The sequence below is a fragment of the Oceanisphaera sp. IT1-181 genome (genome assembly GCF_033807535.1).
Taxonomy (GTDB): domain Bacteria; phylum Pseudomonadota; class Gammaproteobacteria; order Enterobacterales; family Aeromonadaceae; genus Oceanimonas.
In genome coordinates this window covers 2998265-3022738 of the sequence record NZ_CP136856.1, presented here as the reverse complement: position 1 = coordinate 3022738, position 24474 = coordinate 2998265, and the positions used below count along the sequence as shown (strand labels likewise).

The following is a 24474-nucleotide window of genomic DNA, read 5'->3' as shown; positions in this document are numbered from 1 at the left end:
TGCTGTTCCTTAAAAGGCGTTCTGTAACCAATGAAGATCCATACCTTCATAGGCGATTAAATCAAAACGACAGGGCTGTTGTGCTTCGTTTAAGCCCTGTGCTTGTAAATAATATAAGGCCGCACGGCGCAGCTTTTGTTGCTTAGCGGGCGTGACCGAGGCGGCTGCGCCACCAAAATAACCATGACTGCGATAACGCACTTCCACAAACACTAAGGTGTGATCGCTATACATGATTAAATCAATTTCGCCGAGCTTGCACCAGTAGTTGCGTGCAGCCAAGGTTAGCCCTTGGCTCAGTAAAAATTGCTCGGCGCGGCGCTCAAACTGCTCGCCCTTGCTTTGTGTTGGGGAAAGGGCCACTTGGTTGGTGGATGACTTAGGGCTGTGACTCAAACTCGCGCTCAAGTTCTTGCTCACGCTCGAGATTAAGTTCTTCAGTCGTGTCAGCTGGGGCTTGGTAGCCTTCGGTTTGCCAGTCGCCATCCTGATACTCCATCCACTGCGAGCGTCGCTCTATGATGCCTCGCTCATTGATGCTGATGTCGCCGGTTAAGCCTGAAGCTGCCACAGAACCCAGTCGTAGATCGTTAAGCTGGGGGATTATGCTGACCGCATCATAACCGAGCGCAAATAAGCGTAACCAAGAGCTGCTGCTATTGGGCCACTGCTGCTCTACCTCGGCCATTAGCTGTGCCTGACCGCCAAATATCCACGGCATGTCCCCAAGCTTGACGCCATTAAGCTCGCTCATGGGCGCTGAACCGCCGGGAATAAAGCTGCGCGACGTAACATAAGTCGGGAAGCGTTTGGCTCGGCTGTCACGCACAAAGTCAAAGTAGGGCAGGATAAAGCGCGTTTCGGTGGCGTTAGAGGCCATAAATAGCGAGTCGATAGCGCCATTGCTGGCCGCAGGCGTATTGTCACCGATGGGCTGGATCACGCCGGCCGCAAGTGGCGGGCTCGCACCGTCGCTGGCTTTGGTATTGAGCGCGCGGCGTACATCGGCTTCTATGGCTTGCTGGCTACTAAAATAGGCAAGGCGCGCGCCTTGACCACTAAGCTGTTTCCAAACCCGATTAAACTCGGTGGCACTGCGTTTACCCAACTCATTACCGGGTGCAAACACCAAGGGTTGGCGATGACCTTGCTCCCACATATGCAGTGCGGCATCGGCGGCTTCACTTTCGGGCGATAAGGCAAAGTAATAGCGATGGGCTAAGCCTTGCTTTTGCGGCGGCATATTTAACGCCAATTGCGGCATCGCCGGATCCAGATTAGCCAAGGCCGCTATATCACCTTTAAGTAGCGGACCAATAATAAAGTCGGCACCGGCGGCTTGCAGTTGCTGATATACCTTAGCCATGTCACTGGTTTGGGTATCAAAAAAGCTTAAGCGTGAAGCTTGGCCTTGATGAGCGCGCTCAATGCCGTTACGAATAGCGGCCGCTTGGGTAGCTAACTGACCGGTTAAGGGCAGCAGCACCGCAATGTGGCTCGGCTGATAGCTGTCGAGGGCCAGCATGCTGCTCTCGGCCAAGCCTTCAGGCAGATAATAAGCGCCCGGATGCTCGGGGTAGCTGTTACGCCAAGAGTTGAGCTGCCAGTTGCGCTGTTCGTCATTGGTGCTTGGAGTATTTAAAATCGCCATTAATCGCAACCAAGCTTGAGTATTAGGCTCATATTTCTCAGTTAGTGCGCCGCGTAGCATATCGCTGGACACAGGAGCAAGCAGTGCATAGATACGCTCTAAGTTGGCTTGCTGCGCGGGTCCGGCCAGATATTGATGGCGTTGGGCTAACATATCCGCCGCCGCAATCGGCAGACTTTGCTGTTCGAACCGATTCGCTTGTAACAATAAGTAATAGCTGAGCACATTGGGCGCTAAGCGATCCGGCTCTATGTTGGTCAGTAATTGCTCGGAGAGCCCGTCATGGCCAGTCACTAGCGCCATTTGTGCCTCTAACAAGCTCAAAATGGGCTGCTGCTCTTGGGGCGCGGTTTTTTGTAACTGCACCAGCTGATTTTTCGCTGCCACCACGTTATTTTCTTGCAGCCAAGCGCGAATGGCTAACACTTGCCAACTAAAAGCATCGGCGGGGTTAGCGTTGCGCGTTTGTTTTAGATATTGCTCGCCACTTTGTTCGATGGTGCTAAACATGTCTGGCGGAGTATCAGATAACCGCTGCGAAATAGTGTTGCTGCCACAGGCTAGTAGCAAATATGAAAGCACCAAGGTGCATAATAGCCGTGTTACACTCTTGCTGTGATGTAATGTTGCCAATCCCTTTAATCCCAAGCTGTGTCATTCTAGTCCTAATTCTAATAGGGCCATGACGGTGAAACAATTGCTCGACAGGAGTTCTCATGAGCCAAGCCGCTGCACTTTATATAGTGCCAACCCCCATCGGAAACCTGAATGATATCAGCCAGCGTGCACTGGATACATTACAAGAGGTTGATTTAATAGCTTGTGAAGATACCCGTCATACGGCGAAACTGCTATCTCATTACCAGATTAATACGTCTACCTGGGCGTTACACGACCACAATGAGCAATATAAGTCCGAGCAGCTAGTGGCGCGCCTAGTAGGCGGACAAAGTGTAGCCCTAGTCTCGGATGCGGGCACGCCTTTGATCAGTGACCCTGGCTATCACTTGGTCAATCGCTGTCGTGAGGCGGGTATTCAAGTGATAGCACTGCCCGGCCCTTGTGCCGCTATTACTGCCTTATCGGCGGCGGGCTTGCCCACGGATCGCTTTGCCTTTGAGGGTTTTTTGCCTAGCAAAGAAAAAGCGCGCTTAGATAAAATAGAACAATTAAAAGACGAACCCCGCACCTTAATTTTTTATGAATCGCCCCGGCGTTTGCTGCACAGTGTGGCCGCGATAGTGGAAGTATTAGGCGCAGAACGTCAGTTAGTAGTAGCGCGTGAAATCACCAAGACCTTTGAGTCGATTCACAGCCTGCCGGCCGGTGAAATGTTGCAGTGGCTGGGTGAAGATACTAATCGCAGCCGCGGCGAAATTGTATTGATGGTGGCCGGCTATCGCCCAAGCGTTGAAGATGAATTGTCGGCCGAAGTGCTGCGCACGTTAACTCTGCTGTGTAGCGAGCTACCGCTGAAGAAAGCCGCAGCATTGACCGCTGAAATCCATGGCTCGAAGAAAAATGCCTTGTACAAGTACGGACTCGAGAATGGGCTTTAACACAGCGCTAAGTACATAGCGCCCAGCACCAAGCTTAAGGACGTAAAGACTAAATGCTCTTTCGCCACGGAACCCACGGAAAAATAGAGATAAGAACGGAACTGATTGTTACCGCAGGGCAAGATCTCGAACGTTTTTTAGCCAACTCAGCTATATTTGACCTGCTCGCCTCAGTGTGATCTTATACTCTCTTTTGGGAGAGCCTAGATGAACACGGATGCTTTTACACAGTATTTTGGTGAGATAGACGACCCTCGCCAACCAGCCAAAATTATCTATCCGCTATTCGATGTATTGTTCCTCACCATTTGTGCTGTCATCGCTGGTGCTGAGGGTTGGGAAGACATCGAAGACTTTGGGAGTGCTCACCTGAATTGGTTTCAAAAAAAGGGCTTATTTCCAGAGGGAGTGCCAGTTCACGATACTATCGCTAGGGTGATTTCCCGCCTCGATCCCGTTCAGTTTCAGCAATGCTTTATTCGCTGGGTTCAGTCGATAACACACCGTACTGATGGTGAGCTTATCGCCATTGATGGCAAGGTACTACGCGGCTCTTACGATAGAGAGAATAGACAATCGACCATCCATATGGTCAGCGCTTTTTCCTCCGCTAATGGCGTGGTCATGGGCCAATTAAAAACCAATGCCAAGTCGAACGAAATTACCGCTATTCCAGCGCTGCTCAAGTTGTTGGATATCAAGGGATGCTTGATTTCTATTGATGCCATGGGCTGTCAGACCAACATTGCCAAGACTATTATCAACCAAGGTGGCGACTATTTACTGGCAGTAAAAGGTAATCAAGAGTTGTTGTTTAAAGCGGTGCGAACAACCCTATCAGCGAGCATAGCTGTCTCCACAAACCCCGATAAGATCAACATTGAGCAGGGGCACGGTCGTACTGAGATCCGAGAATATCATGTATTGCCAGCAGGCGATTTAGCGCACCAGTTTCCTGACTGGAAAGGCCTAAAAACTATCGGGGTGGCTATTGGCTATCGTCGTGAAAAATCAGGTAAATCCTCGCTTGAGTATCGTTACTATATCAGCTCAGCAGAGCTCGATAGTATCCGTTTCGGCAAGGCAGTCCGTGGGCATTGGGGTATCGAAAATAGCCTGCATTGGGTGTTGGATGTGTCAATGAAAGAAGATGCCTGCCCCATTTACCGTGAGAATGGGGCTGAAGTGCTGGCGAGCATCCGTCACTTAGCACTCAACATGATACGCTCTGAGACATCAAGGAAAGCCAGTGTTCGTCGAAAGCAAAAAATGGCGAGTATGAGTTGTGCTTACTTGGATAAAATATTAGTTGCTGGATTTACTGTGTTGGGCAAAAAATAAACAAAGATGACCTCACTATACAAAATTGATTATTTTTTATACACGACTAACTTAGTATGCTAAGAACAATATGTTCACGCTCTCACCCTGGATTGTTACCGCCTTATTGAATCATCACTTTTCCTGATTACTTATGAACCTCAGCTATTATGCGCCCTGTTTTGGTTTGTTCTTTTGTAGCTGCCGGTCTGGCTCCCAGGTCAAATGGTCTGGGTTTTGTAGCAGCCAATTCATTCGGCTGGCCAGCTTTGCTGGCTGTTACTGAGGTTTAGATTTAAACCAAAACATAAAACCGAGCCGAATAAATTGGCTCCTACAAGAGAATAGACATGTGCCACTCTGTAAGTCATTGAATTTGCTCATGAAGAATTATTGAGATGTGGCTGGGCTTTATGGGTAATCAGGTCACTTTTTGTTTTTATCTCAGCTTAGTTGGTCCGTGTTCTTCCGTGGATTCTATGGCAAATAAGGTCTTTGTCCCTTAAAAGGTCTTGGTCTCTTTGGGCTTAGTGTTTTTTATTCCATTTAACATTAAAAATTCAGCATTCAACATTGGTATAAAGACGGGGCTGGTGTACAATCCGCGGCGGAGTTGGCCGGGTAATCGCTGCTTCGTCGTTGTGCCCTCGGGCATACGGGCGGAGGGGAGGAAAGTCCGGGCTCCATAGGGCAGGGTGCCAGGTAACGCCTGGGGAGCGTGAGCTCACGACCAGTGCAACAGAGAGTAAACCGCCGATGGCTCGCAAGAGCACAGGTAAGGGTGAAAGGGTGCGGTAAGAGCGCACCGCGCGACTGGCAACAGTTCGTGGCACGGTAAACTCCACCCGGAGCAAGACCAAATAGGCCTCCATGGGCGCGGCCCGCGCTGGAGGCGGGTAGGTTGCTTGAGCCAGTGAGCGATTGCTGGCCTAGAGGAATGATTACTAATCGAGCTTGCTCGATACAAAACCCGGCTTACAGGCCAACTCCCACCATTTAAAAACGCAGCTTCGGCTGCGTTTTTTCGTTGCTGGCTCCATTCGCTTCTTACAGTGATATGCATAAGTACTCAATTGAGGTGTTAAGTGGCACCGCAAGAGTCTGTTCCGTTATGAAAGACGGTTCTGTGCTGCTTACTGGTTACTACATGTTGCTTGAAAAGCAGCCGTTGGCTACTTACAATCAAGCGAAGTGGGAAAAAGTGGTTTTTTGTGGAACATTTTAGTCGTTAAGGACTCATAATGCTGCGTGGGACACACGCCATTAGCCTAGATACCAAAGGCCGCTTGGCAATACCGACTCGATTTCGAGATAAGTGTCGTGATGACGCGGACGGTATCTTGGTGTGTACGGTGGATGTTTTTGAGCCTTGTCTGCTGTTATATCTGCTGCCTGAATGGGAGCTGATCGAAAAAAAGCTCCGTCTACTTTCGCGCATGGACCCCCAAGAGCGTCGTTTACAGCGGGTATTATTGGGGCATGCGGCCGAGTGTGAGCTGGACGGTCAAGGGCGAGTGTTATTGCCCAACACCTTACGCCTGCACGCCGGTCTTGAGAAAAAAATTATGTTAGTGGGCCAACTCAATAAATTTGAAATTTGGGATGAGGCGCGCTGGCAACAACAAATTAACGATGATTTGCAGGCACTTCCTAATGAAGACTGGGCCTCATCGGCACGACTGCGGGATTTTGGGTTATAACATGAGCCAACAGATAAGCGAACATTTGGACCAGCCAAAGGCACACATAACGGTATTGCTGCACGAGGCAGTAGATGGCTTAAACATTAAACCCGACGGTATTTATGTGGACGGTACTTTTGGTCGCGGTGGCCATTCTCGCCATATTCTCTCCAAGCTTGGCCCACAAGGTCGCTTATATGCCATAGATCGCGATCCACAAGCCATTCTTGAGGCCGCCACCATTACCGACCCGCGCTTTCAGATTTTACACGGCCCCTTTTCTCAGCTCGCGAACATGATGGCAGAGTTGGGCTTAACACGGCAAATAGACGGCGTGCTGCTGGACTTAGGCGTGTCTTCGCCTCAGCTCGATGAAGCGGAGCGCGGCTTTAGCTTTCAAAAAGACGGCCCGCTCGATATGCGCATGGACACCACCACAGGCCAAAGTGCTGCCGAGTGGTTGGAGAAGGCGAGTGAGGATGACATCACTTGGGTGCTAAAAAACTACGGCGAAGAAAAGTTTGCCCGCAAAATTGCCCGCGCCATCGTCTTTGATCGCGCCACCGAGCCCTACACCCGTACCCGCGCCTTGGCGCAGATGATTGCGCGTGTTAGCCCTAGCAAAGATAAACATAAGCATGCGGCAACCCGCAGCTTTCAGGCGATCCGTATCCACATCAACGGCGAGCTGGACGAAATAGAACAAGCACTGGACGGCGCATTAGAGGTGCTGGCCACTGATGGTCGTTTGTCGGTGATCAGCTTCCATTCGTTAGAAGACCGGATCGTGAAGCGCTTTATTCGCAAGCACGAGTTAGGGCCAGAGGTACCACCAGGTCTACCGCTAACGGAAGCGCAGCTGTCCGGCGGACGCTTATTGAAAAGTACCGGCAAGGCGCAAAAGCCGAGCGCGGCCGAAGTCGAAGCGAATCCCCGCTCGCGCAGCTCAGTGCTGCGCGTGGCCCGGCGTTTGGATAGCGACCAGTGAGAGATGGGCGGATCAATCTAGCCAAAGAAATTGGCCAAGATTTACTGCGCTATAAGTGGCTATTGTTGTTGGCCGCTTTTGCTATTGGCTCTGCCCTATTAGTGATAGTGGTGACCCAAGGCACGCGGCAACTGACCAGCGAATATAACGAATTAATGGCCGAGCAAGATAGATTAGATATCGAGTGGCGTCACCTTCTGCTGGAACAAAACACCCTAATGGAGCACAGCCGAATTGAGCTGCTGGCCCGAGATAAACTTGGCATGAAAAGAGCCGCTCCGGCCGAGGAAAAATTGGTGATGCAACGATGAGACGGCGTAAGCAAACTAAAAAAGAACCCATGCTGGTTGGATGGCGCTTTATCACAGTGTGTGGCGTGATCTTACTGGCATTTGGTTCTTTATTTGCTCGTGTCGCCTGGATCCAAGTGGTGTCACCGGATCGGTTGCGCATGGAGGGCGATATGCGCTCTTTACGCACAGCCGTGACCAGCACCACCCGTGGTATGGTGATGGACAGAAACGGCGAAGAGCTGGCGGTGTCGGTACCAGTGCAGGCGGTGTGGGCCGATCCTAAGCAAGTGCACGCAGAATTAAGCCTAGAAAAAGAACAAGCCTGGCAAGCGCTGGCCGACGTGCTGGGAGTACCGCGCGATAAGCTCATCAAGCAAGTAGAAAATCCCAAGCGCCGGTTCGTTTATTTGCAGCGCCAAGTTACCCCTGCGGTGGCCGAATATATTCGTAAATTACGCCTGCCTGGTGTGCATTTACGTCCCGAAGAGCGCCGTTTTTATCCGACTGGTGAAATCAATACCCACATGGTGGGCATGACTAATATCGACGGTAACGGTACTGAGGGCATAGAGCGCAGCTATAACGATTGGTTGACCGCCCAAGCGGGTGAGCGCCGAGTGCGTAAAGACCGCATGGGGCGGATTATTGAAGACTTAGGGGTGGTGTCAGAAGCACGCCAAGCCAATAATATTCACTTAAGTATCGATCAGCGCATTCAAGCGCTGGCCTATCGCTCACTGAAGCGCGCCAGTGAATACCATCGTGCTACGTCTGCATCTTTAGTGTTGATCGACGTAAAAAGCGGAGAAGTGTTGGCCATGGTCAATACTCCCTCTTTCAACCCTAATAACCGTGGTCAATATCAAAGCTTTCGGGCGCGAAACCGCGCCGCCACCGATGCCTATGAGCCGGGCTCTACCTTAAAGCCGCTAATTGTGGTCAGTGCGCTAGAAAATGGCGTGGTGCAGGCGGATTCTATTGTCGATACCAGCCCCGGTTGGCTGCGTTTGGGCGGTAAGCGAGTGTCGGATACCCGAAATCTTGGCCCCATTAGTGTAGAAACGATTTTAATGCGCTCCTCTAACATGGGCATGGTGCGCATGGCCTTGCAAGAAACCCCAGAGCAGCTGATCGATACATTATATCGCTTTGGCCTTGGCATAGACTCAGGTACCGGCTTGGTGGGCGAAAGTCCAGGATTAGTGCCGCAGCGGCGCCGTTGGTCTGACATTGAAAAGGCGACCTTATCTTTTGGGTATGGCCTGACGACCACGCCGCTGCAATTGGCCCAAGCCTATGCGGTGATTGCCAACGGCGGAGTGCGCTATCCCTTAAGTATCTTGAAGCGGGATCAGCCGCCTGTCGGCGAACAAGTGGTGCCGAAGCAGCATGCGGACGCGGTGTTGAAGATGCTGGAAGCCGTAGTGGGCCCAGGAGGCACTGCAGGCAATGCGGCTATTCCTGGCTATCGAGTCGGCGGTAAAACCGGTACTTCACGTAAAGCCATTGCCGGCGGTTATGGTAACGATTATGTGGGCATATTTGCCGGTGTGGCCCCCATTAGCGACCCCCGTTTAGCCATGGTGGTAGTGATGAACGAGCCCCAAGGCGACCAATATTATGGTGGCCAAGTGTCAGCACCTGTGTTTGCCGAAGTAATGAGTGGTGCGCTGCAGTTAATGAATATTCGCCCAGATGCAGCGAAACAAGAGCAATTTAATCTAGCAGGTCAGGAGGCAAAACGTGTCCCTCACACTTAGAGACTTAGCGGTGCCTTTGGGGCTGTCGGCACCGGCGATTAGTATAAAATATTTAACCTTAGATAGCCGGGCCGTGACGCCCGGTTGCCTGTTTATTGCCGTTAATGGCCACAGCCAAGATGGTCGTCAATTTATTGGTGGCGCATTAGAGCAAGGTGCGGCGGCTGTGCTAGTCGAAGTGGATACGCCGGAACAAGCGGGTTTGGATCATCAAGATCACCGCTTGCTCAACGTCTATCAGCTGCCTAAATATTTATCCTTGTTGGCCGGCATTTTTTACGGTGATGCGTCGGCCAGTCTGCCGCTGGTGGGCGTCACCGGCACCAATGGCAAGAGTACGGTCACGCAATTGATTGCCAACTGGAGCGGCTTGCTCGGCACCCAAGCGGGTGTAATGGGCACGCTCGGTAATGGTCTTTATGGCCAATTACAGCCAGCCATTAATACCACCGGCTCCCCGCTGCAAGTGCAGCAAGAGTTGGCTGCACTGCAAACGGCGGGCGCTAAGCGTCTTGCCATGGAAGTTTCTTCCCACGGTTTGCATCAATATAGAGTGGCGGCGTTGCACTTTAAAGTGGCGGTATTTACCAATCTCAGTCGTGATCATTTGGATTATCACGCCACCATGGCGGAATATGGCGAAGCTAAGCGCCAGCTATTTGAGATGTGTAACCAAGCCCGCGTCATTAACGCCGACGATCCTATTGGTCGCCGTTGGCTGAGTCAGTATCCTAAGGCCATTGCTTATAGCATGCATGGACGGCTTAGCGATTTTGCCGGTAAGCAGTTAGTGGCCGAAACCGTGCATTTTTATCCCGATGGCATGAAAGTGGCCATTAACTCCGACTGGGGGAATGGTGTATTATCCGCCCCCCTGATGGGGCGTTTCAATGTGGCTAACTTATTGGCGGCCATGGGCGCTTTGTTAGCCTTGGGTGAACCCTTTGAGCGCTTACTGGCCACGGCACCACAATTATCCGGTGTTGATGGGCGCATGGAGCCCTTTACGGCGGCCAATCGACCGTTAGTAGTGGTGGATTATGCCCACACGCCGGATGCTTTAGAGCAAGTATTAGAAGCGCTGCGCCAACATTGTAAAGGGCGTTTATGGTGTTTGGTAGGCTGTGGCGGTGACCGAGATAAAGGCAAACGGCCCCTGATGGCCGCTGCTGCAGAACAAGGTGCGGATGTGTTGGTATTAACCGACGATAATCCGCGCACCGAATCCGCCAGCGCCATTATTGACGATATGCGCGAAGGCCTAACGGATGCCAACGCCGTCATTGTGGTGCACAACCGTGCCGAGGCCATTGCCTATGCGATTGCACAGGCTGGCGTGGACGATATTATTTTAGTGGCCGGTAAAGGCCATGAGGACTATCAGATAGTGGGTAGCGAAAAAATGCATTATAGCGACCGTGAAACCGTGGCCGCCTTGCTGGAGTTAGGTGCATGATAATGCTTCTTTTAAGCCAATTAGCCGAAGCCTCGGGCGGTGAGCTGCGCGGTGCTGATGGTCAGATCACTCAGGTCACGACCGACAGCCGCCAATCCTTGCCTAAGGGCAGTTTATTTGTGGCGCTGTCGGGCGAGCGCTTTGATGGCCATGACTTTGCCGAAGCCGCCATTACTCAAGGTGCGAGCGCGCTATTGGTGGAGCGCTGGCTGGAATTAGCCGCAGACGTGGCACAAATAAAAGTCGCCGACACCCGCTTAGCACTAGGTGTGTTAGGTGGCTTGGTGCGGGAGCAAAGCTCGGCACAAGTATTGGCCATTACCGGCAGCTGTGGCAAAACCACAGTTAAGGAAATGGCGGCGTCCATCTTGCGTCAAAAAGGCACTGTGCTGGCCACCAAAGGCAATTTGAATAATGAAATTGGCGTACCGCTGACTTTATGTGAGCTCACAACAGACACCGACTATGCAGTGGTGGAGCTGGGTGCCAATCATGTGGGCGAAATCGCCTGGACCAGCTCCTTAACGCAACCCCATGTGGCGATTATCAATAACGTCGAAGCTTCACATCTTGAAGGCTTTGGCTCGCTGGAAGGCGTGGCGCAAGCCAAGGGCGAAATCTATTCCGGTCTGGTAGAAGGTGGCGTGGCAATAGCTAACGGCGACAGCCCGTTCTGCAAGCTGTGGAAAGAGCAGCACGAGCTGGTTTATTTTGGCGACCATAAAGATTATCAGGCGCGCGATATTCAATTGGATAAAGCCGGCTGTGCTCAGTTTCGCTTATTAACACCCCAAGGTGAGGTGGCCATAAAGTTAACCGTGCCCGGCAAACATAATGTGGCCAATGCGCTGGCGGCCGCCGCTGGCACCGAGACGTTGGGCGCCAGTTTGAGCGATATTGCCGAGGGCTTAAGTCAGTTTACGTCGTCTGCAGGGCGCTTAGAAGTATGGACACGACCGGGTTTGACGGTGTTAGATGATACATATAACGCCAGTGTGGCATCGGTATTGGCCGGTCTTGATACTCTCGCCAGCTTACCGGGCTTTCGGGTGTTCGTATTTGGCGATATGGCAGAGCTGGGTAGTTATAGCAAGCAGATGCACATTCAAGTGGGTGAGCATGCGAAAAAGCTTGGTGTCGATTGTGTATTAACGGTCGGTCAAGACAGCCAGTTCACGGCACAAGCGGCGCAAGGGCGACACTTTGCTGATAAACAACAATTAACGCCTGTCTTGTTTGAGGCATTGGCGCAACATCATAAGGTCGTGGTTTTGATTAAAGGTGCACGCAGTGCGCGCATGGAAGAGATAGTGCGCGCCATTCAGGAGCAAAGCCCATGCTAGTTTGGCTAGCGGAGTGGCTGACCCCTCATTTCAGCTTTTTTAACGTATTTTCATATCTGACTTTTAGGGCGGTGATCTCGATTTTAACCGGTCTGGTGATTTGCTTATGGATGGGACCGCACTTAATACGGCGCTTACAAAACCTGCAAATTGGCCAAGTGGTGCGCAACGACGGCCCCGAGTCCCATTTCAGCAAAGCCGGCACGCCCACCATGGGCGGCTTGATGATCTTGATCTCCATCTTCGTCACCGTGTTGTTATGGGCGCGCTTAGATAATCCCTACGTGTGGATAGTACTGTTCGTGCTGGGTGCGTTTGGCGCCATTGGCTTCGTCGATGACTATCGCAAAGTGGTACGCAAGAATACCGACGGACTCGTGGCGCGCTGGAAGTACTTTTGGCAGTCCGCCGCTGCCTTAGCCGCAGCGATGGCCGCTTATGCAGTGGCCCAAGATCCTGCACAAACTCAGTTAGTGATGCCGTTTTTTAAAGACGTGATGCCACAACTGGGGCTATTTTTTATTATCTTGAGCTATTTCGTGATTGTCGGCTCCAGCAATGCGGTGAACCTGACCGATGGCTTGGATGGTTTGGCTATTATGCCGGTGGTGATGGTGTCCGCGGGCTTTGCCTTGGTGGCCTGGGCGACCGGTAACGTGAACTTTGCCGCTTATCTGCATATTCCGTATGTGGCTCATGCGGGTGAGCTGATGGTGTTTTGCACCGCCATCATAGGTGCGGGCTTAGGGTTTTTGTGGTTTAACACTTATCCGGCACAAGTATTTATGGGCGATGTGGGCTCACTGGCACTGGGTGCGACCTTAGGCATCATTGCGGTACTGGTGCGCCAAGAGTTTTTATTAGTGATCATGGGCGGGATTTTCGTCATTGAAACCTTGTCGGTAATTTTACAGGTCGGCTCTTATAAATTGCGGGGCCAGCGCATTTTTCGCATGGCGCCCATTCATCACCATTACGAATTAAAAGGCTGGCCTGAGCCCAGAGTGATCGTCCGTTTCTGGATTATTACGCTGATGCTGGTGCTAATTGGCCTCGCCACTTTGAAGGTAAGATAAAGCATGCTACCCGAGCGTATCCTGATCCTTGGCTTAGGGCAGACTGGATTGTCTGTGCTGCAGTATTGCCTACAGCGCGGTATCACGCCTGTGGTGATGGATACCCGTAGCCGCCCACCGGGCGCCGAGCAATTACCTGACTCGATTGAACGCTACTTTGGCGAGTTAGGACAGGGTGGCATGCCGCTGGCACCTTTGTTAGCCGCTGAGCTGATTATTGCCAGCCCAGGCGTGCCCTTGGCCACGCCTGAGTTACAACAAGCGCTGGCGGCGGGTGTCGAAATTATCGGTGATGTTGAATTATTGGTGCGTGCTTGCTCAAGAGACGATAAGCAGGTTCCTATCATTGCCATTACCGGCTCAAATGGTAAGAGTACTGTCACTACCTTAGTGGGTGAGATGGCGGCCGAGGCAGGCATTAAGGTAGGCGTGGGCGGGAATATCGGCATACCGGCGCTGGAGCTCTTAACTACAGAGCTTGAATTAGTGGTGTTAGAGCTGTCGAGCTTTCAGCTAGAAACCACGCCGAGCCTAGCTGCTCGTGCCGCCACCGTGCTGAATATCAGCGAAGATCATTTAGATCGTTATGACTCGCTGGCTCATTATCGTGATACCAAGCTTGGCATTTATCAAAGTGCTGAGCAGGCCGTGTATAACCGTGAAGACGACCAAACCCAAGTGCCTACATGGTTATCCCCCAGCGCCTACGCCATCACCAGCTTTGGCCTAGATGCTCAAGCCTATGGCCGAGTCGCGCATGATGGCCAGTTATGGCTAAGCCGTGCAGGCCAACCTGTACTGCCGGTAGCGGACTTAAAAATATTGGGCACGCACAATCAGCTTAATGCGTTGGCGGCCATGGCCTTGGCGGATCAAGCGGGTATTAGCGAGACGGCACAAGTTGCCGTGTTACGCCGTTTTACGGGCTTAAAGCACAGATGCCAATTTGTCGCTGAGAAAAATGGCGTGCTGTGGGTCAATGACAGCAAAGCCACCAATGTGGGTGCTACCTTGGCGGCCATTGATGGACTTGCGAATGACAGTCTGGCGAGTGAGCCAAAGGCCGGTCGCTTGTGGTTGATCGCCGGTGGGCAGGGCAAGGGTCAAGACTTCTCGCCCTTAGTGGGGCTGCTTAACGATAAGCTGGCGGCCATGGTGTGTTTTGGTCAAGACCGCGCGCAATTATTAGCCTTGGCTGCTAACACCCATGAAGTGCAAACCTTAGATGAAGCGGTGGCTTGGTGCGCGGCTCAGGCCACAGCGGGCGATACGGTTTTGTTTGCGCCGGCTTGTGCCAGCCTCGATATGTATGGCAACTATCAACTGCGCGGTGAGCACTTTATTAGCTTGGTGGAAGCGCTGTTGGTGGAAGCCCTATGAAGTGGCCAACATTCGGCAGCAATTGGTTGTTACGCCCCTCCCAAGGGTTAATTTACGATCGCCAATTGGTGATTTTAGCCCTGAGCCTCATGGCTATCGGCTTGGTGATAGTGTCGTCGGCGTCTATCGCCGAGGGCATCAATGTGGGCAATGACCCCTTTCACTTCGTGAAGCGCCACGGCATTTTCTTGGTGATCTGCTTATTTTTAAGTGTGTTTATGTTGCAAGTGCCCATGGAGCGCTGGCAGCAATTTAATACCGCCTTTTTGCTTTTTTCTATTTTGTTGCTGGTGCTGGTATTGATCGTCGGCCGTGAGATTAACGGCAGTCAGCGCTGGTTGCCCTTAGGCCTGTTAAACGTACAGCCTGCAGAAATTGCCAAGCTGGCGCTCTTTACCTTTTTGGCCGGTTATTTAGTGCGCCGTCAAGATGAAGTGCGCGGTAAGTGGCTAGGCTTTATCAAGCCGCTGGCGGTGATGGGCGTGATATCGGTATTACTGCTCATGCAGCCAGATTTAGGCTCGGTGGTGGTGCTGTTTGTGACTACCCTAGGCATGCTATTTTTGGCCGGTGCCCGCTTGAGTCAGTTCCTTAGCCTAGTGGGGTTAGGGGTGGGCTTGTTGGTGTTTTTGATTTTGAATGCCCCGTATCGCATGCGTCGCGTGACCTCGTTTTTGAATCCTTGGGAAGATCCGTTCGGCAGCGGCTATCAGCTGACCCAGTCCTTGATGGCCTTTGGTCGCGGTGGCTGGTTTGGTGAAGGCTTAGGCAACTCCATTCAAAAGCTGGAGTACTTACCGGAAGCGCACACCGACTTCGTGTTTGCGATTTTGGGTGAAGAGCTGGGCTTCACCGGCGTGATTTTGGTGTTGTTGCTGCAAGCTTGGCTGGCCTTTAAGGCGCTGCATATCGGGCAAAAAGTGTTGTTGGGTGGCCGTCAATACGAAGGTTATCTGGCCATGGGCATCGGCATTTGGTTTAGCTTTCAAACCGTGGTTAACGTGGGTGCGGCGTCTGGCATGTTGCCTACCAAAGGCCTCACGCTGCCTTTGGTCAGTTACGGCGGCTCCAGCTTGCTGGTGATAAGCACGGCGGTGGCGATTTTACTGCGCATTGACTTCGAATGGCGCCGTGATCATATGCAAGCCAGGCAAAGGGAGGCCCTGTAATGTCTATTGAGCAAGCTCAAGCCCGCCCAGTGGCCAATACCTTGCCGGCCAAAACCTTATTGGTGATGGCCGGTGGCACCGGCGGCCATGTGTTCCCGGGGCTGGCGGTAGCTGAGCTATTACGCGCTCAAGGCTGGAATATTCATTGGTTGGGGACCGCCGAGCGCATGGAGGCACAGTTGGTGCCGAAGCACGGCTATCCCTTGCACACTATCGCCATTGCCGGAGTACGGGGTAATGGTCTAAAGCGTAAGTTGCTGGCGCCTTTGCATATTTTGCGTGCCACTTGGCAGGCGCGCGCCATCTTAAAAAAGATTAAGCCAGATGTGGTGCTGGGCATGGGCGGTTTTGCGTCGGGGCCCGGCGGCGTGGCGGCTTGGCTGGCAGGCATTCCATTAGTGCTGCACGAGCAAAATGCCGCCGCTGGCATGACCAATAAGTTATTGGCACGCCTCGCGAAACGGGTATTAATCGCCTTTGCGGGCCCCTTTGCGGGCCTTAAAAACACCCAGCTGGTGGGCAATCCGGTGCGCGCGGAAGTTTTAGCGTTACCGGCCCCTGAGGCGCGTATTTCGCTGGACCCGCAGCCGTTGCGTTTGTTAGTGGTGGGCGGGAGTTTAGGCGCCAAAATTTTAAACGAGCTAGTGCCGCAGGCGATAGCCTTAGCCGGAAATATTGCGGTGCGCCACCAAACCGGCAAAGGTAACAGTGAGGCGGTGCGGGCGACTTACCAAGATTTGGGCATAGAAGTCGAGGTGAGTGATTTTATTGACGATATGGCCGCGGCCTATGGTCAAGCAGACTTGGTAGTGTGCCGTGCCGGCGCGCTTACCGTGTCGGAAATTGCTGCCGCCGGTGTGGGCGCCATTTTTGTACCGCTGCCGCACGCGGTGGACGACCATCAAACTAAAAATGCCCGTGTGCTTTCCGAGCAAGGTGCGGCACTTTTACTGCCTCAGTCTGAATTAACAGCCCGCTCTTTGGCCGACCAGCTGCAGCAATTAACGAATAATAGAGCGCAGTTGCTGGCCATGGCACAGCTTGCGCGTACTCAAGCTATCACGGACGCTGCTGAGCGAGTAATCGAGAGCTTACGCGCCGTAGCAAAATAAATGAGAGAATGGCATGACCAAAGTTGAATTGGCAAAACTCAGAAGCACAGTCCCCGAGATGCGTCGCGTGCGTCGCATTCACTTTATCGGCATAGGTGGCGCCGGTATGGGCGGTATTGCCGAAGTGCTGGCCAACGAAGGTTATGCTATTTCTGGCTCCGATATTGCCTATAACCCGGTGACGGATCGTTTGATGGCCATGGGCGCGAAAATTTATTTGGGCCACGGGCCTGAGCAAGTGGCGGACGCCAGCGTGGTGGTGATTTCTACCGCCATTCAAGAAAACAATCCGGAATTGATGGCAGCGAGAGAGCTGCGTATTCCGGTGGTGCGCCGTGCAGAAATGTTGGCGGAGTTGATGCGTTTTCGCCATGGCGTGGCGGTAGCCGGTACTCACGGCAAAACCACCACCACCAGCTTAATTGCCAGTATTTACGGCGAAGCGGGGCGCGATCCTACCTTCGTGATTGGCGGCCTCTTGAACAGCGCCGGTTGTAATGCGCGTTTAGGCAGCAGCCGTTATTTGATTGCTGAAGCAGATGAGAGCGACGCCTCTTTCTTGCATCTGCAGCCTATGGTGTCGATTGTTACTAATATCGAAGCGGATCACATGGACACCTACGGCGGCGACTTCAGTAAGTTGGAAGACACTTTCGTCGACTTTTTACATAACTTGCCGTTCTACGGGCTCGCCGTGCTCTGTGTGGATGATGAAGTGGTACGCGAGCTGATGCCTCGCATCAGTCGCCAGTGCGTGACCTATGGCTTCGTGGATGATGCGGATTATCGCATTACCGACTTTAGCCAGCAGCGGGATAACTGTCGCTTTAGTGTGTGTCGCCCTGATGGCTCATGCTTGGACGTACAACTGAATTTACCCGGCCGCCATAATGCCCAAAACGCCACCGCGGCCATTGCCGTCGCCTGTGAAGATGGGGTGGCGGATGAGGCTATCTTGGCGGCGTTAATTAAGTTTGAAGGCGTGGGGCGGCGGTTTCAGCAATACGGTGAGTTTGACACGGGCAGGGGCCAAGCCAAGCTGGTCGATGACTATGGTCATCACCCCAGTGAGGTGCGCGCCACGCAAAATGCGGTGCGTGCCGGTTGGCCGGAGCGCCGTTTGGTCACCATTTACCAGCCGCACAGATACAGTCGTACTCGGGATCTTTATGAAGATTTTGTTGATGTATTATCGAAAACCGATGTACTGATCCTGCTTGAGGTGTACAGTGCCGGCGAAACACCCATTCCCGGTGCCGATAGCCGAGCTTTATGCCGCTCAATTCGCAGTCGTGGCAAGATGGAGCCAATCTATGTGGCCAGCCCCGCAGAGGTGCCCCAAGTACTGGCCGAATTGCTGCAAGACGGTGATTTAGTGCTCACTCAAGGGGCCGGTAACGTCGGCGGTTTGGCGCGAACCTTAGGGCAATTACAATTATCGATAGCTGCAATGCAGCAAGGAGAGCAGGCATGACATCATTCGGTAAAGTAGCGGTATTGTTTGGCGGCCATGCGGCGGAGCGAGAAGTGTCGTTGCGCTCCGGTGCGGCCGTGCTGGCTGGCTTACAGCGCGCCGGCGTGGATGCCCACGGCATCGACACTCAAGGCTACCCTTTGGCGCAACTCACCGCGGACGGCTTTGATCGTGCCTTTATCGTGGTGCACGGTCGGGGTGGCGAAGACGGTGCGCTGCAGGGCGCGTTGGAGTACTTAGGCCTGCCTTACACTGGCTCTCGGGTACTGGGCGCGGCCTTGGCCATGGATAAAATTCGTACCAAGCAAGTGTGGAAGACGCTGGGTTTACCCACGGCAGAATTTAGTGTGGTGCACAAAGGTCAGTTTAAGGCCGAAGACGCGAGCGCATTATTGGCGAAATTTGCTGGTCCCATCTTCGTTAAACCGGCCAATGAAGGCTCCAGTATCGGCATGACTAAGGCCACAGATGGGCCTACGTTAATCGCGGCCATCGAAGAAGCGTTCAAATTTGACGCAGAAGTGTTGCTGGAGCGCTTTATTGATGGCGACGAATATACGGTCAGTATTTTAGGTGAAACCGCACTTCCGGCCATTCGCCTGCGCACCACTCACGACTTTTATGACTACTCGGCCAAGTATCAATCCGGTGACACCGAATACCTGTGCCCCTGCGGCTTAAGTGATGCAGATGAGCAGGCGTTGGGCGACTTAAGTGTGGCGGCCTTTAAAGCCGTGGCCGCCAGCGGTTGGGGCCGCGTCGACTTAATGCGTGATAAAACCGGTCAATGGTGGTTGCTAGAGGTCAATACGGTGCCGGGCATGACCGAAACCAGCTTAGTGCCCAAGGCGGCTAAGGTGGCCGGTTTGTCATTTGAGCAATTAGTGGTTGCCGTATTGGAGCAGGCATACTGATATGACGTCTGCCGCAACCCGCACCAGACTGGCGTTTCTTGGTGGTCTGACTTTTTTCTTAGGCGTGCTGGCGGCACTGCTGTGGGGCTTGTGGCTGATCGTAGTCTGGATGACGGCGGCCAACCAAGTGCCGGTGAATAATTTGATGATCCAAGGTGAGCATCATCATTTAAGCCGCGAAGCGGTCCGCGATTCGGTACTTGAGCTTCCAGAAGTAGGTAATTTCTTTGCTCTCGAGGTGGATCAAGTACAGCAACAGCTGCAGGCGCTGCCTTGGGTCTATCAAGCATCGGTGCGTAAACAATGGCCGGATACGGTGCGAGTCTATATAGTCGAGCAGCAACCGGTGGCCCGCTGGAATTATAACGCCATGCTTAATGTGCACGGCGAGGTATTTCAAGCGACGGCCGAGCAACTGGACTTAGTGTCGTTATCGGGGCCGGATGAAGAGTCGGCTCGGGTATTGGCCGAATACAAACAGCTTAAAAAATTCTTACAGCCCAAGGGTTATGACATAGCGCAAATACATTTAACGCCACGTCGCTCTTGGGAAGTAACGCTAAATGGCGACATAACTTTATTGCTGGGTCGCGAAGATATTGCGGCCCGGTTACAACGATTCGTGGATGTCTATCCAGATATCGACCAGCGTGAGCGAGTAGCTTATCTCGATTTGCGCTACGATACTGGGCTGGCAGTGGGATGGAAGCAGGACGAAGAGACGGATAATGACCAAAAGCGCGGAAAGAAACCTGATCGTCGGGCTTGATATCGGCACGGCTAAAGTCACAGCTCTGGTAGGAGAAGTACTACCGGATGGCGATTTAAACGTCATCGGCCTTGGTAGCCATTCTTCAAAAGGAATGGATAAAGGCGGCGTTAATGATCTCGAGTCAGTTGTTAAATCACTGAAGCGAGCGGTAGATGAAGCAGAGATGATGGCAGATTGCCAAATCACCTCCGTCTACCTTGGCCTATCGGGTAAGCATATCGAGTGTCGTAATGAAACCGGCATGGTGCCCATCTCTGATGAAGAGGTGACGCAGGAAGACGTAGATAACGTTATCCATACCGCCAAATCGGTACGCTTATCAGATGAGCACAGAGTGCTGCATGTGTTGCCGCAAGAATATTCTATCGACTTTCAAGAGGGCATTAAAAACCCGATTGGGCTGTCGGGGGTACGCATGCATGCCAAGGTACACTTAATTACCTGCCACAATGATATGGCACGCAATATTGAAAAGTGCGTGGAACGGCTAGGCTTACGTGTCGACCAACTGATTTTTAGCGCCTTAGCCTCCAGCTATGCGGTCTTAACCGACGATGAAAAAGAGTTGGGGGTGTGCGTAGTCGATATGGGCGGCGGCACCATGGACATGGCGGTATTTACCGGTGGCGCGTTGCGCCACACTAAGGTGATCCCTTATGCGGGCAGTACCGTCACCAGCGATATCGCTTATGCCTTTGGCACACCGCCCTTGGATGCAGAAGCCATCAAGGTGCGCCACGGTAGCGCCTTTAGTCGCTTAGTCAGCAAAGAGGACACCATAGAGGTGCCCAGCGTAGGTGGCAGACCGGCGCGCAGCTTACAACGCCAGACGTTGGCGGAAGTGATAGAGCCGCGCTATAGCGAATTGTTGGGTATGATTAACCAAGAGTTAAGTAAAATCCAAGGTGAGCTGAAAAAAGCCGGCGTTAAGCATCAATTGGCGGCAGGTCTGGTGTTAACTGGTGGCGCGGCACAGATAGAAGGCCTTGTTGAGTGTGCTGAGCAAATATTTCAGTGCCAGGTGCGCATAGGCCAGCCAGGTGGCGTGAAAGGATTATCAGATTACGTTGAGACACCCGTGTACTCCACTGCAGTGGGCTTGCTGCATTACGGCAAGGAGCACCAGTCAATGCCTCAACAGGATTATAATGGCAAATCCAGTTTCGGTTCGTTTTTCAAACGAGTGGGTAACTGGTTGCGTGGCGAATTTTAAGCTTGTGGTCTTCCCCCTAAGTGGCCAGAGACCCAAGTACTAGCGGAGAGACTCTTATGTTTGAACTGATGAATGATCACGAGCAGGAAGCAGTAATTAAAGTGGTCGGCGTGGGCGGTGGCGGTGGTAATGCCGTTGAGCACATGGTGCGTGAAAAGCTACAAGGCGTAGAGTTTTTAGCCATCAATACCGATGCTCAAGCGCTGCGTAATTCCAGTGCTGATAGCACGCTGCAAATTGGCGGCGAGATCACCAAAGGCTTAGGCGCTGGCGCCAATCCTGAAGTGGGCCGCGACGCGGCACTGGAAGATAAAGACGCCATTCGTGAGTTACTGCAAGGTGCCGACATGGTGTTTATCGCCGCCGGCATGGGTGGTGGTACTGGTACTGGTGCCGCACCGGTCGTGGCCGAAATCGCCAAAGAATTGGGCATCTTGACTGTGGCTGTAGTCACTAAGCCGTTTGCCTTCGAAGGCAAAAAGCGCATGAACTACGCCCAGCAAGGCATCAATGAGCTGGTAAAGCACGTCGACTCCTTGATCACTATTCCTAACGATAAGTTATTGAAAGTCTTGGGCCGTGGTATTTCTTTGTTGGACGCCTTTAAAGCCGCCAACGATGTGTTGCTGGGTGCCGTACAAGGTATCGCCGAACTGATTACTCGCCCAGGCTTGATGAACGTCGACTTCGCCGACGTACGCACCGTAATGCGTGAAATGGGTACCGCCATGATGGGTACCGGCACCGCTACCGGTGAAGACCGCGCCGAAGAAGCCGCTGAAAAAGCCATTTCTAGCCCGCTTTTGGAAGATGTGGACTTGGCCGGTGCGCGCGGTATTTTGGTGAATATTACCGCTGGCCTCGATATGACCATCGAAGAGTTTGAAACGGTCGGTAATGCGGTGAAGGCGTTTGCTTCAGAGAATGCCACGGTAGTAGTGGGTACCGTATTAGACCCAGAAATCACCGATGAAATGCGCGTGACTGTGGTGGCCACCGGTATTGGTGCAGAGCGCAAACCCGACATCACCTTGGTGAAGTCGGGTACCAGCAATCGTGATGACAACGGCATGCGTCATGTAGAAGCAACCCGTGAAGAGCAGCCGGGCAAGATGGTAGTCAACGCCGACGCCACTCAAGCTAAGTCAGATATGGACTATTTAGATATTCCGGCTTTCTTGCGCAAGCAAGCCGACTAACAATTGGCCAGCTAGCTATTAGCCGACAAACTTTTAGCCAACAAAAAATGGTGTAATTTGCGGCGGCTGATAATTATGCTAACATATTGGACCACTTGAATTCGGTTCGGATCTGGCCTTCAATGCAGACTCGTAGGCAGATAAGCTACTGGCGGACAATCTTATGATTAGACAACGAACGTTAAAGAATACCGTGCAAGCCACAGGAATAGGGCTGCACTCCGGCCACAAGGTGAAAATGACCTTTATTCCTGCGCCGGCTAACACAGGTATAGTGTTTCGTCGTACCGATCTGAACCCGCAGGTCGAAATCAAGGCCGATGCGGCCTTGGTGAAAGACACCATGTTATGCACCGCGTTGATTAATGAAGACGGTGTACGGGTGTCGACCATAGAACACTTATCTGCAGCGCTGGCGGGTCTTGGCATAGATAACTTGTTTATCGAAGTTGATGCACCCGAAGTACCGGTGATGGATGGCAGTTCCCATCCATTTATCTATTTGTTGCAGTCTGGCGGTATTCGCGAGCTGAACGCGTTAAAGCGCTTTATCCGCATCAAGAAGACGGTGCGCGTTGAAGACGGTGATAAATGGGCTGAGTTTCGGCCTTATAACGCCGGCTTTAAGATGGACTTGACCATCGACTTTGACCATCCTGCTTTTGCGGGTGAAAGTCAGCATTTGGTGTTGGACTTCTCCGGTGCGGCGTTTGTTAAAGAGCTAAGCCGAGCGCGTACCTTTGGTTTTATGCGTGATATTGAATATCTGCACTCGCAAAACTTGGCACTGGGCGGCAGCTTAGAAAACGCTGTGGTCTTGGATGAGTACAAGGTATTGAATGAAGACGGATTGCGTTATCCAAACGAGTTCGTTAAACACAAGATGCTGGACGCCATCGGCGATCTGTATATGTGTAACCACAGTATCTTGGGTGAGTTCTGTGCCTATAAAACCGGACATGCACTCAACAATACCTTGTTGCGCGCCATGTTAGCGGATGCCCAAGCGTGGGAGATGATCACCTTCGATGAGCAAGGTGCAGAGTCGCCAATTCGTTACTACGATACGGCTTTCAGCCCCGCTTAAGCCCGTATAAAGACACGCCAGCTGCTCTCCGCGCTGGCGTGTTTTCTTTTTCTCTCCAGTAGTAGCCCACTCTTCTTATGCAAACAGCCCTTATGCAAGAATCTTCTACGCAACCTGCTGCTATATCAGCCGCCACTGTTGCTCCGCAAGCCCATTTTTCTTGGTCCACATTCTGGTCCCAGTCTCGCGGCTTACTGTTAGTGATCTTGGTATCCTTGGCGGCGGCGTTATTTTTTTATAGCCAATGGCAAAGCGCTCAGCGTCAGCAATTAGTATTGAGTGCACAGCTTGAGCAACAAAAACGCCTGCAGCAGCGTGAATTAGGCCGTATCGGTCAACGTTTAGGGCAATTACAAGCGGAATTAGCACAAGTGAGCCAGATGGGTAATCGGCTGGTGAGTGATTATGACTTAGTGGACGAGCTGCCGGTTGCCCGCGTAGACAACAACTTATTACAGCGCCCCTTTAACGGCTTTGCCGACCTCAATCAGACCTTGGCGCAGGTGATGGCACAAACTCAAGAGTACGGCATCACGCTGGTAGCACTTGAATCTATGCTGTTGAACCTCCATATCAATGAAATCACGCAAATTCAGGGCCATCCCGTTCCCGGGGTTAGTCAACTGAGCTCAGGTTTTGGCCAGCGTCGCGATCCCTTTAGCGGTCGTGCCCGTTGGCACCGAGGTTTAGACTTTAGAGGCAAGCAGGGTGAGCCTATTGCCGCGACGGCTGCGGGTGTGGTTAGCTTGTCTGAACACCACAGAGATTTTGGCAACATGGTGGAGATAAGCCATGGCCAAGGGTGGATTACCCGATATGCGCATCTGGACACGCAATTAGTCGAAGTGGGCGAGCATGTAGAACAAGGGCAACTCATTGCCCGCATGGGACGTACCGGACGTGCAACCGGCGTGCATTTGCATTATGAAGTATTAAAAGGCAATAAACAGCTGAATCCAGCGCGGTTTATACCTAATTAGATCTCGGTCCCCTCAGGGGCTTTCTCTTTCATCAGCATAATTGGCC

21 protein-coding genes and 1 other RNA gene are annotated in these 24474 nt (G+C 52.4%); 20 read left to right on the top strand and 2 right to left on the bottom strand.

Features of this window, described 5'->3' with window-relative positions; translation table 11 throughout:
• Positions 1–9: 9 nt before the first annotated feature.
• Together R0134_RS13375 and R0134_RS13370 are read right to left on the bottom strand one after the other, a co-directional pair.
• A complete protein-coding gene (locus R0134_RS13375) occupies positions 10–408 on the bottom strand; it encodes a YraN family protein (RefSeq protein WP_319782447.1) in 399 nt (132 codons plus the stop codon).
• The gene (locus R0134_RS13370) at positions 380–2284 is read right to left on the bottom strand and encodes a penicillin-binding protein activator (RefSeq protein WP_319782446.1); all 1905 of its coding nucleotides are present in this window, start codon (positions 2282–2284) and stop codon (positions 380–382) included. Before R0134_RS13370 ends, R0134_RS13375 begins: the two co-directional genes overlap by 29 nt.
• 83 nt (positions 2285–2367) lie before the next feature.
• On the opposite strand from R0134_RS13370, the gene rsmI reads away from it, so the two are divergent.
• The 20 genes from rsmI to R0134_RS13270 all read left to right on the top strand — a co-directional run bounded on the left by rsmI (position 2368) and on the right by R0134_RS13270 (position 24428).
• Positions 2368–3210 (top strand): 16S rRNA (cytidine(1402)-2'-O)-methyltransferase, encoded by an 843-nt coding sequence (rsmI, locus tag R0134_RS13365; protein ID WP_319782445.1) that lies wholly within the window; start codon positions 2368–2370, stop codon positions 3208–3210.
• 207 nt (positions 3211–3417) lie between these two features.
• Positions 3418–4551 carry an ISAs1 family transposase gene (locus R0134_RS13360; protein ID WP_319781770.1) on the top strand — a complete coding sequence of 378 codons (1134 nt, stop codon included), beginning with the start codon at positions 3418–3420 and terminating at the stop codon, positions 4549–4551.
• A 588-nt stretch (positions 4552–5139) separates the two neighbouring features.
• An RNA gene (rnpB, locus tag R0134_RS13355) (RNase P RNA component class A) lies at positions 5140–5524 on the top strand.
• Positions 5525–5771: 247 nt separating this feature from the next.
• On the top strand, positions 5772–6230 hold the full coding sequence (gene mraZ, locus R0134_RS13350; RefSeq protein ID WP_319782444.1) for a division/cell wall cluster transcriptional repressor MraZ: 459 nt from the start codon (positions 5772–5774) through the stop codon (positions 6228–6230).
• Position 6231: 1 nt separating this feature from the next.
• Positions 6232–7200, top strand: coding sequence for a 16S rRNA (cytosine(1402)-N(4))-methyltransferase RsmH (gene rsmH, locus R0134_RS13345; protein WP_319782443.1), 969 nt, complete (start codon positions 6232–6234; stop codon positions 7198–7200).
• A complete protein-coding gene (ftsL, locus tag R0134_RS13340; protein ID WP_319782442.1) occupies positions 7197–7511 on the top strand; it encodes a cell division protein FtsL in 315 nt (104 codons plus the stop codon). Before rsmH ends, ftsL begins: the two co-directional genes overlap by 4 nt.
• Positions 7508–9253, top strand: a complete 1746-nt coding sequence (locus R0134_RS13335) for a penicillin-binding transpeptidase domain-containing protein (RefSeq protein ID WP_319782441.1) — start codon at positions 7508–7510, stop codon at positions 9251–9253. The genes ftsL and R0134_RS13335 overlap by 4 nt, the downstream gene beginning before the upstream one ends.
• Positions 9237–10709, top strand: coding sequence for a UDP-N-acetylmuramoyl-L-alanyl-D-glutamate--2,6-diaminopimelate ligase (gene murE / locus R0134_RS13330; protein WP_319782440.1), 1473 nt, complete (start codon positions 9237–9239; stop codon positions 10707–10709). Before R0134_RS13335 ends, murE begins: the two co-directional genes overlap by 17 nt.
• Complete coding sequence (locus R0134_RS13325; RefSeq protein WP_319782439.1) at positions 10706–12052, top strand: UDP-N-acetylmuramoyl-tripeptide--D-alanyl-D-alanine ligase; 1347 nt, start codon at positions 10706–10708, stop codon at positions 12050–12052. Before murE ends, R0134_RS13325 begins: the two co-directional genes overlap by 4 nt.
• Entirely contained in the window at positions 12046–13128 is a 1083-nt protein-coding gene (gene mraY / locus R0134_RS13320; protein ID WP_319782438.1) for a phospho-N-acetylmuramoyl-pentapeptide-transferase, read from the top strand. Before R0134_RS13325 ends, mraY begins: the two co-directional genes overlap by 7 nt.
• Positions 13129–13131: 3 nt before the next feature.
• On the top strand, positions 13132–14508 hold the full coding sequence (gene murD, locus R0134_RS13315; protein WP_319782437.1) for a UDP-N-acetylmuramoyl-L-alanine--D-glutamate ligase: 1377 nt from the start codon (positions 13132–13134) through the stop codon (positions 14506–14508).
• Positions 14505–15677 carry a cell division protein FtsW gene (ftsW, locus tag R0134_RS13310; RefSeq protein ID WP_319782436.1) on the top strand — a complete coding sequence of 391 codons (1173 nt, stop codon included), beginning with the start codon at positions 14505–14507 and terminating at the stop codon, positions 15675–15677. Before murD ends, ftsW begins: the two co-directional genes overlap by 4 nt.
• Positions 15677–16789 (top strand): undecaprenyldiphospho-muramoylpentapeptide beta-N-acetylglucosaminyltransferase, encoded by a 1113-nt coding sequence (gene murG / locus R0134_RS13305; RefSeq protein WP_319782435.1) that lies wholly within the window; start codon positions 15677–15679, stop codon positions 16787–16789. Before ftsW ends, murG begins: the two co-directional genes overlap by 1 nt.
• 13 nt (positions 16790–16802) lie before the next feature.
• Positions 16803–18263, top strand: a complete 1461-nt coding sequence (gene murC / locus R0134_RS13300) for a UDP-N-acetylmuramate--L-alanine ligase (protein ID WP_319782433.1) — start codon at positions 16803–16805, stop codon at positions 18261–18263.
• On the top strand, positions 18260–19177 hold the full coding sequence (locus R0134_RS13295; protein WP_319782432.1) for a D-alanine--D-alanine ligase: 918 nt from the start codon (positions 18260–18262) through the stop codon (positions 19175–19177). Before murC ends, R0134_RS13295 begins: the two co-directional genes overlap by 4 nt.
• Position 19178: 1 nt before the next feature.
• Positions 19179–19946: a cell division protein FtsQ/DivIB gene (locus R0134_RS13290; RefSeq protein WP_319782430.1), complete on the top strand. Its 768-nt coding sequence runs from the start codon at positions 19179–19181 to the stop codon at positions 19944–19946.
• A complete protein-coding gene (gene ftsA / locus R0134_RS13285; protein ID WP_319782428.1) occupies positions 19906–21162 on the top strand; it encodes a cell division protein FtsA in 1257 nt (418 codons plus the stop codon). Before R0134_RS13290 ends, ftsA begins: the two co-directional genes overlap by 41 nt.
• 56 nt (positions 21163–21218) lie before the next feature.
• Positions 21219–22361: a cell division protein FtsZ gene (gene ftsZ / locus R0134_RS13280; RefSeq protein WP_319782427.1), complete on the top strand. Its 1143-nt coding sequence runs from the start codon at positions 21219–21221 to the stop codon at positions 22359–22361.
• Between the two features lie 163 nt (positions 22362–22524).
• Positions 22525–23448, top strand: coding sequence for a UDP-3-O-acyl-N-acetylglucosamine deacetylase (gene lpxC / locus R0134_RS13275; protein ID WP_319782426.1), 924 nt, complete (start codon positions 22525–22527; stop codon positions 23446–23448).
• Positions 23449–23540: 92 nt separating this feature from the next.
• Positions 23541–24428, top strand: coding sequence for a peptidoglycan DD-metalloendopeptidase family protein (locus R0134_RS13270; RefSeq protein WP_319782425.1), 888 nt, complete (start codon positions 23541–23543; stop codon positions 24426–24428).
• Positions 24429–24474: the final 46 nt, after the last annotated feature.

Excerpts from the sequence above, each read along its gene's own strand:
- mraY (WP_319782438.1), top strand. The coding sequence starts at position 12,046 with ATGCTAGTTTGGCTAGCGGAGTGGCTGACCCCTCATTTCAGCTTTTTT.
- murC (WP_319782433.1), top strand. The coding sequence starts at position 16,803 with ATGACCAAAGTTGAATTGGCAAAACTCAGAAGCACAGTCCCCGAGATG.
- R0134_RS13360 (WP_319781770.1), top strand. The coding sequence starts at position 3,418 with ATGAACACGGATGCTTTTACACAGTATTTTGGTGAGATAGACGACCCT.
- R0134_RS13335 (WP_319782441.1), top strand. The coding sequence starts at position 7,508 with ATGAGACGGCGTAAGCAAACTAAAAAAGAACCCATGCTGGTTGGATGG.
- ftsA (WP_319782428.1), top strand. The coding sequence starts at position 19,906 with ATGACCAAAAGCGCGGAAAGAAACCTGATCGTCGGGCTTGATATCGGC.
- R0134_RS13325 (WP_319782439.1), top strand. The coding sequence starts at position 10,706 with ATGATAATGCTTCTTTTAAGCCAATTAGCCGAAGCCTCGGGCGGTGAG.
- ftsW (WP_319782436.1), top strand. The coding sequence starts at position 14,505 with ATGAAGTGGCCAACATTCGGCAGCAATTGGTTGTTACGCCCCTCCCAA.
- murD (WP_319782437.1), top strand. The coding sequence starts at position 13,132 with ATGCTACCCGAGCGTATCCTGATCCTTGGCTTAGGGCAGACTGGATTG.
- rsmI (WP_319782445.1), top strand. The coding sequence starts at position 2,368 with ATGAGCCAAGCCGCTGCACTTTATATAGTGCCAACCCCCATCGGAAAC.
- R0134_RS13270 (WP_319782425.1), top strand. The coding sequence starts at position 23,541 with ATGCAAGAATCTTCTACGCAACCTGCTGCTATATCAGCCGCCACTGTT.
- rsmH (WP_319782443.1), top strand. The coding sequence starts at position 6,232 with ATGAGCCAACAGATAAGCGAACATTTGGACCAGCCAAAGGCACACATA.
- murG (WP_319782435.1), top strand. The coding sequence starts at position 15,677 with ATGTCTATTGAGCAAGCTCAAGCCCGCCCAGTGGCCAATACCTTGCCG.
- lpxC (WP_319782426.1), top strand. The coding sequence starts at position 22,525 with ATGATTAGACAACGAACGTTAAAGAATACCGTGCAAGCCACAGGAATA.
- R0134_RS13295 (WP_319782432.1), top strand. The coding sequence starts at position 18,260 with ATGACATCATTCGGTAAAGTAGCGGTATTGTTTGGCGGCCATGCGGCG.
- ftsZ (WP_319782427.1), top strand. The coding sequence starts at position 21,219 with ATGTTTGAACTGATGAATGATCACGAGCAGGAAGCAGTAATTAAAGTG.
- R0134_RS13290 (WP_319782430.1), top strand. The coding sequence starts at position 19,179 with ATGACGTCTGCCGCAACCCGCACCAGACTGGCGTTTCTTGGTGGTCTG.
- mraZ (WP_319782444.1), top strand. The coding sequence starts at position 5,772 with ATGCTGCGTGGGACACACGCCATTAGCCTAGATACCAAAGGCCGCTTG.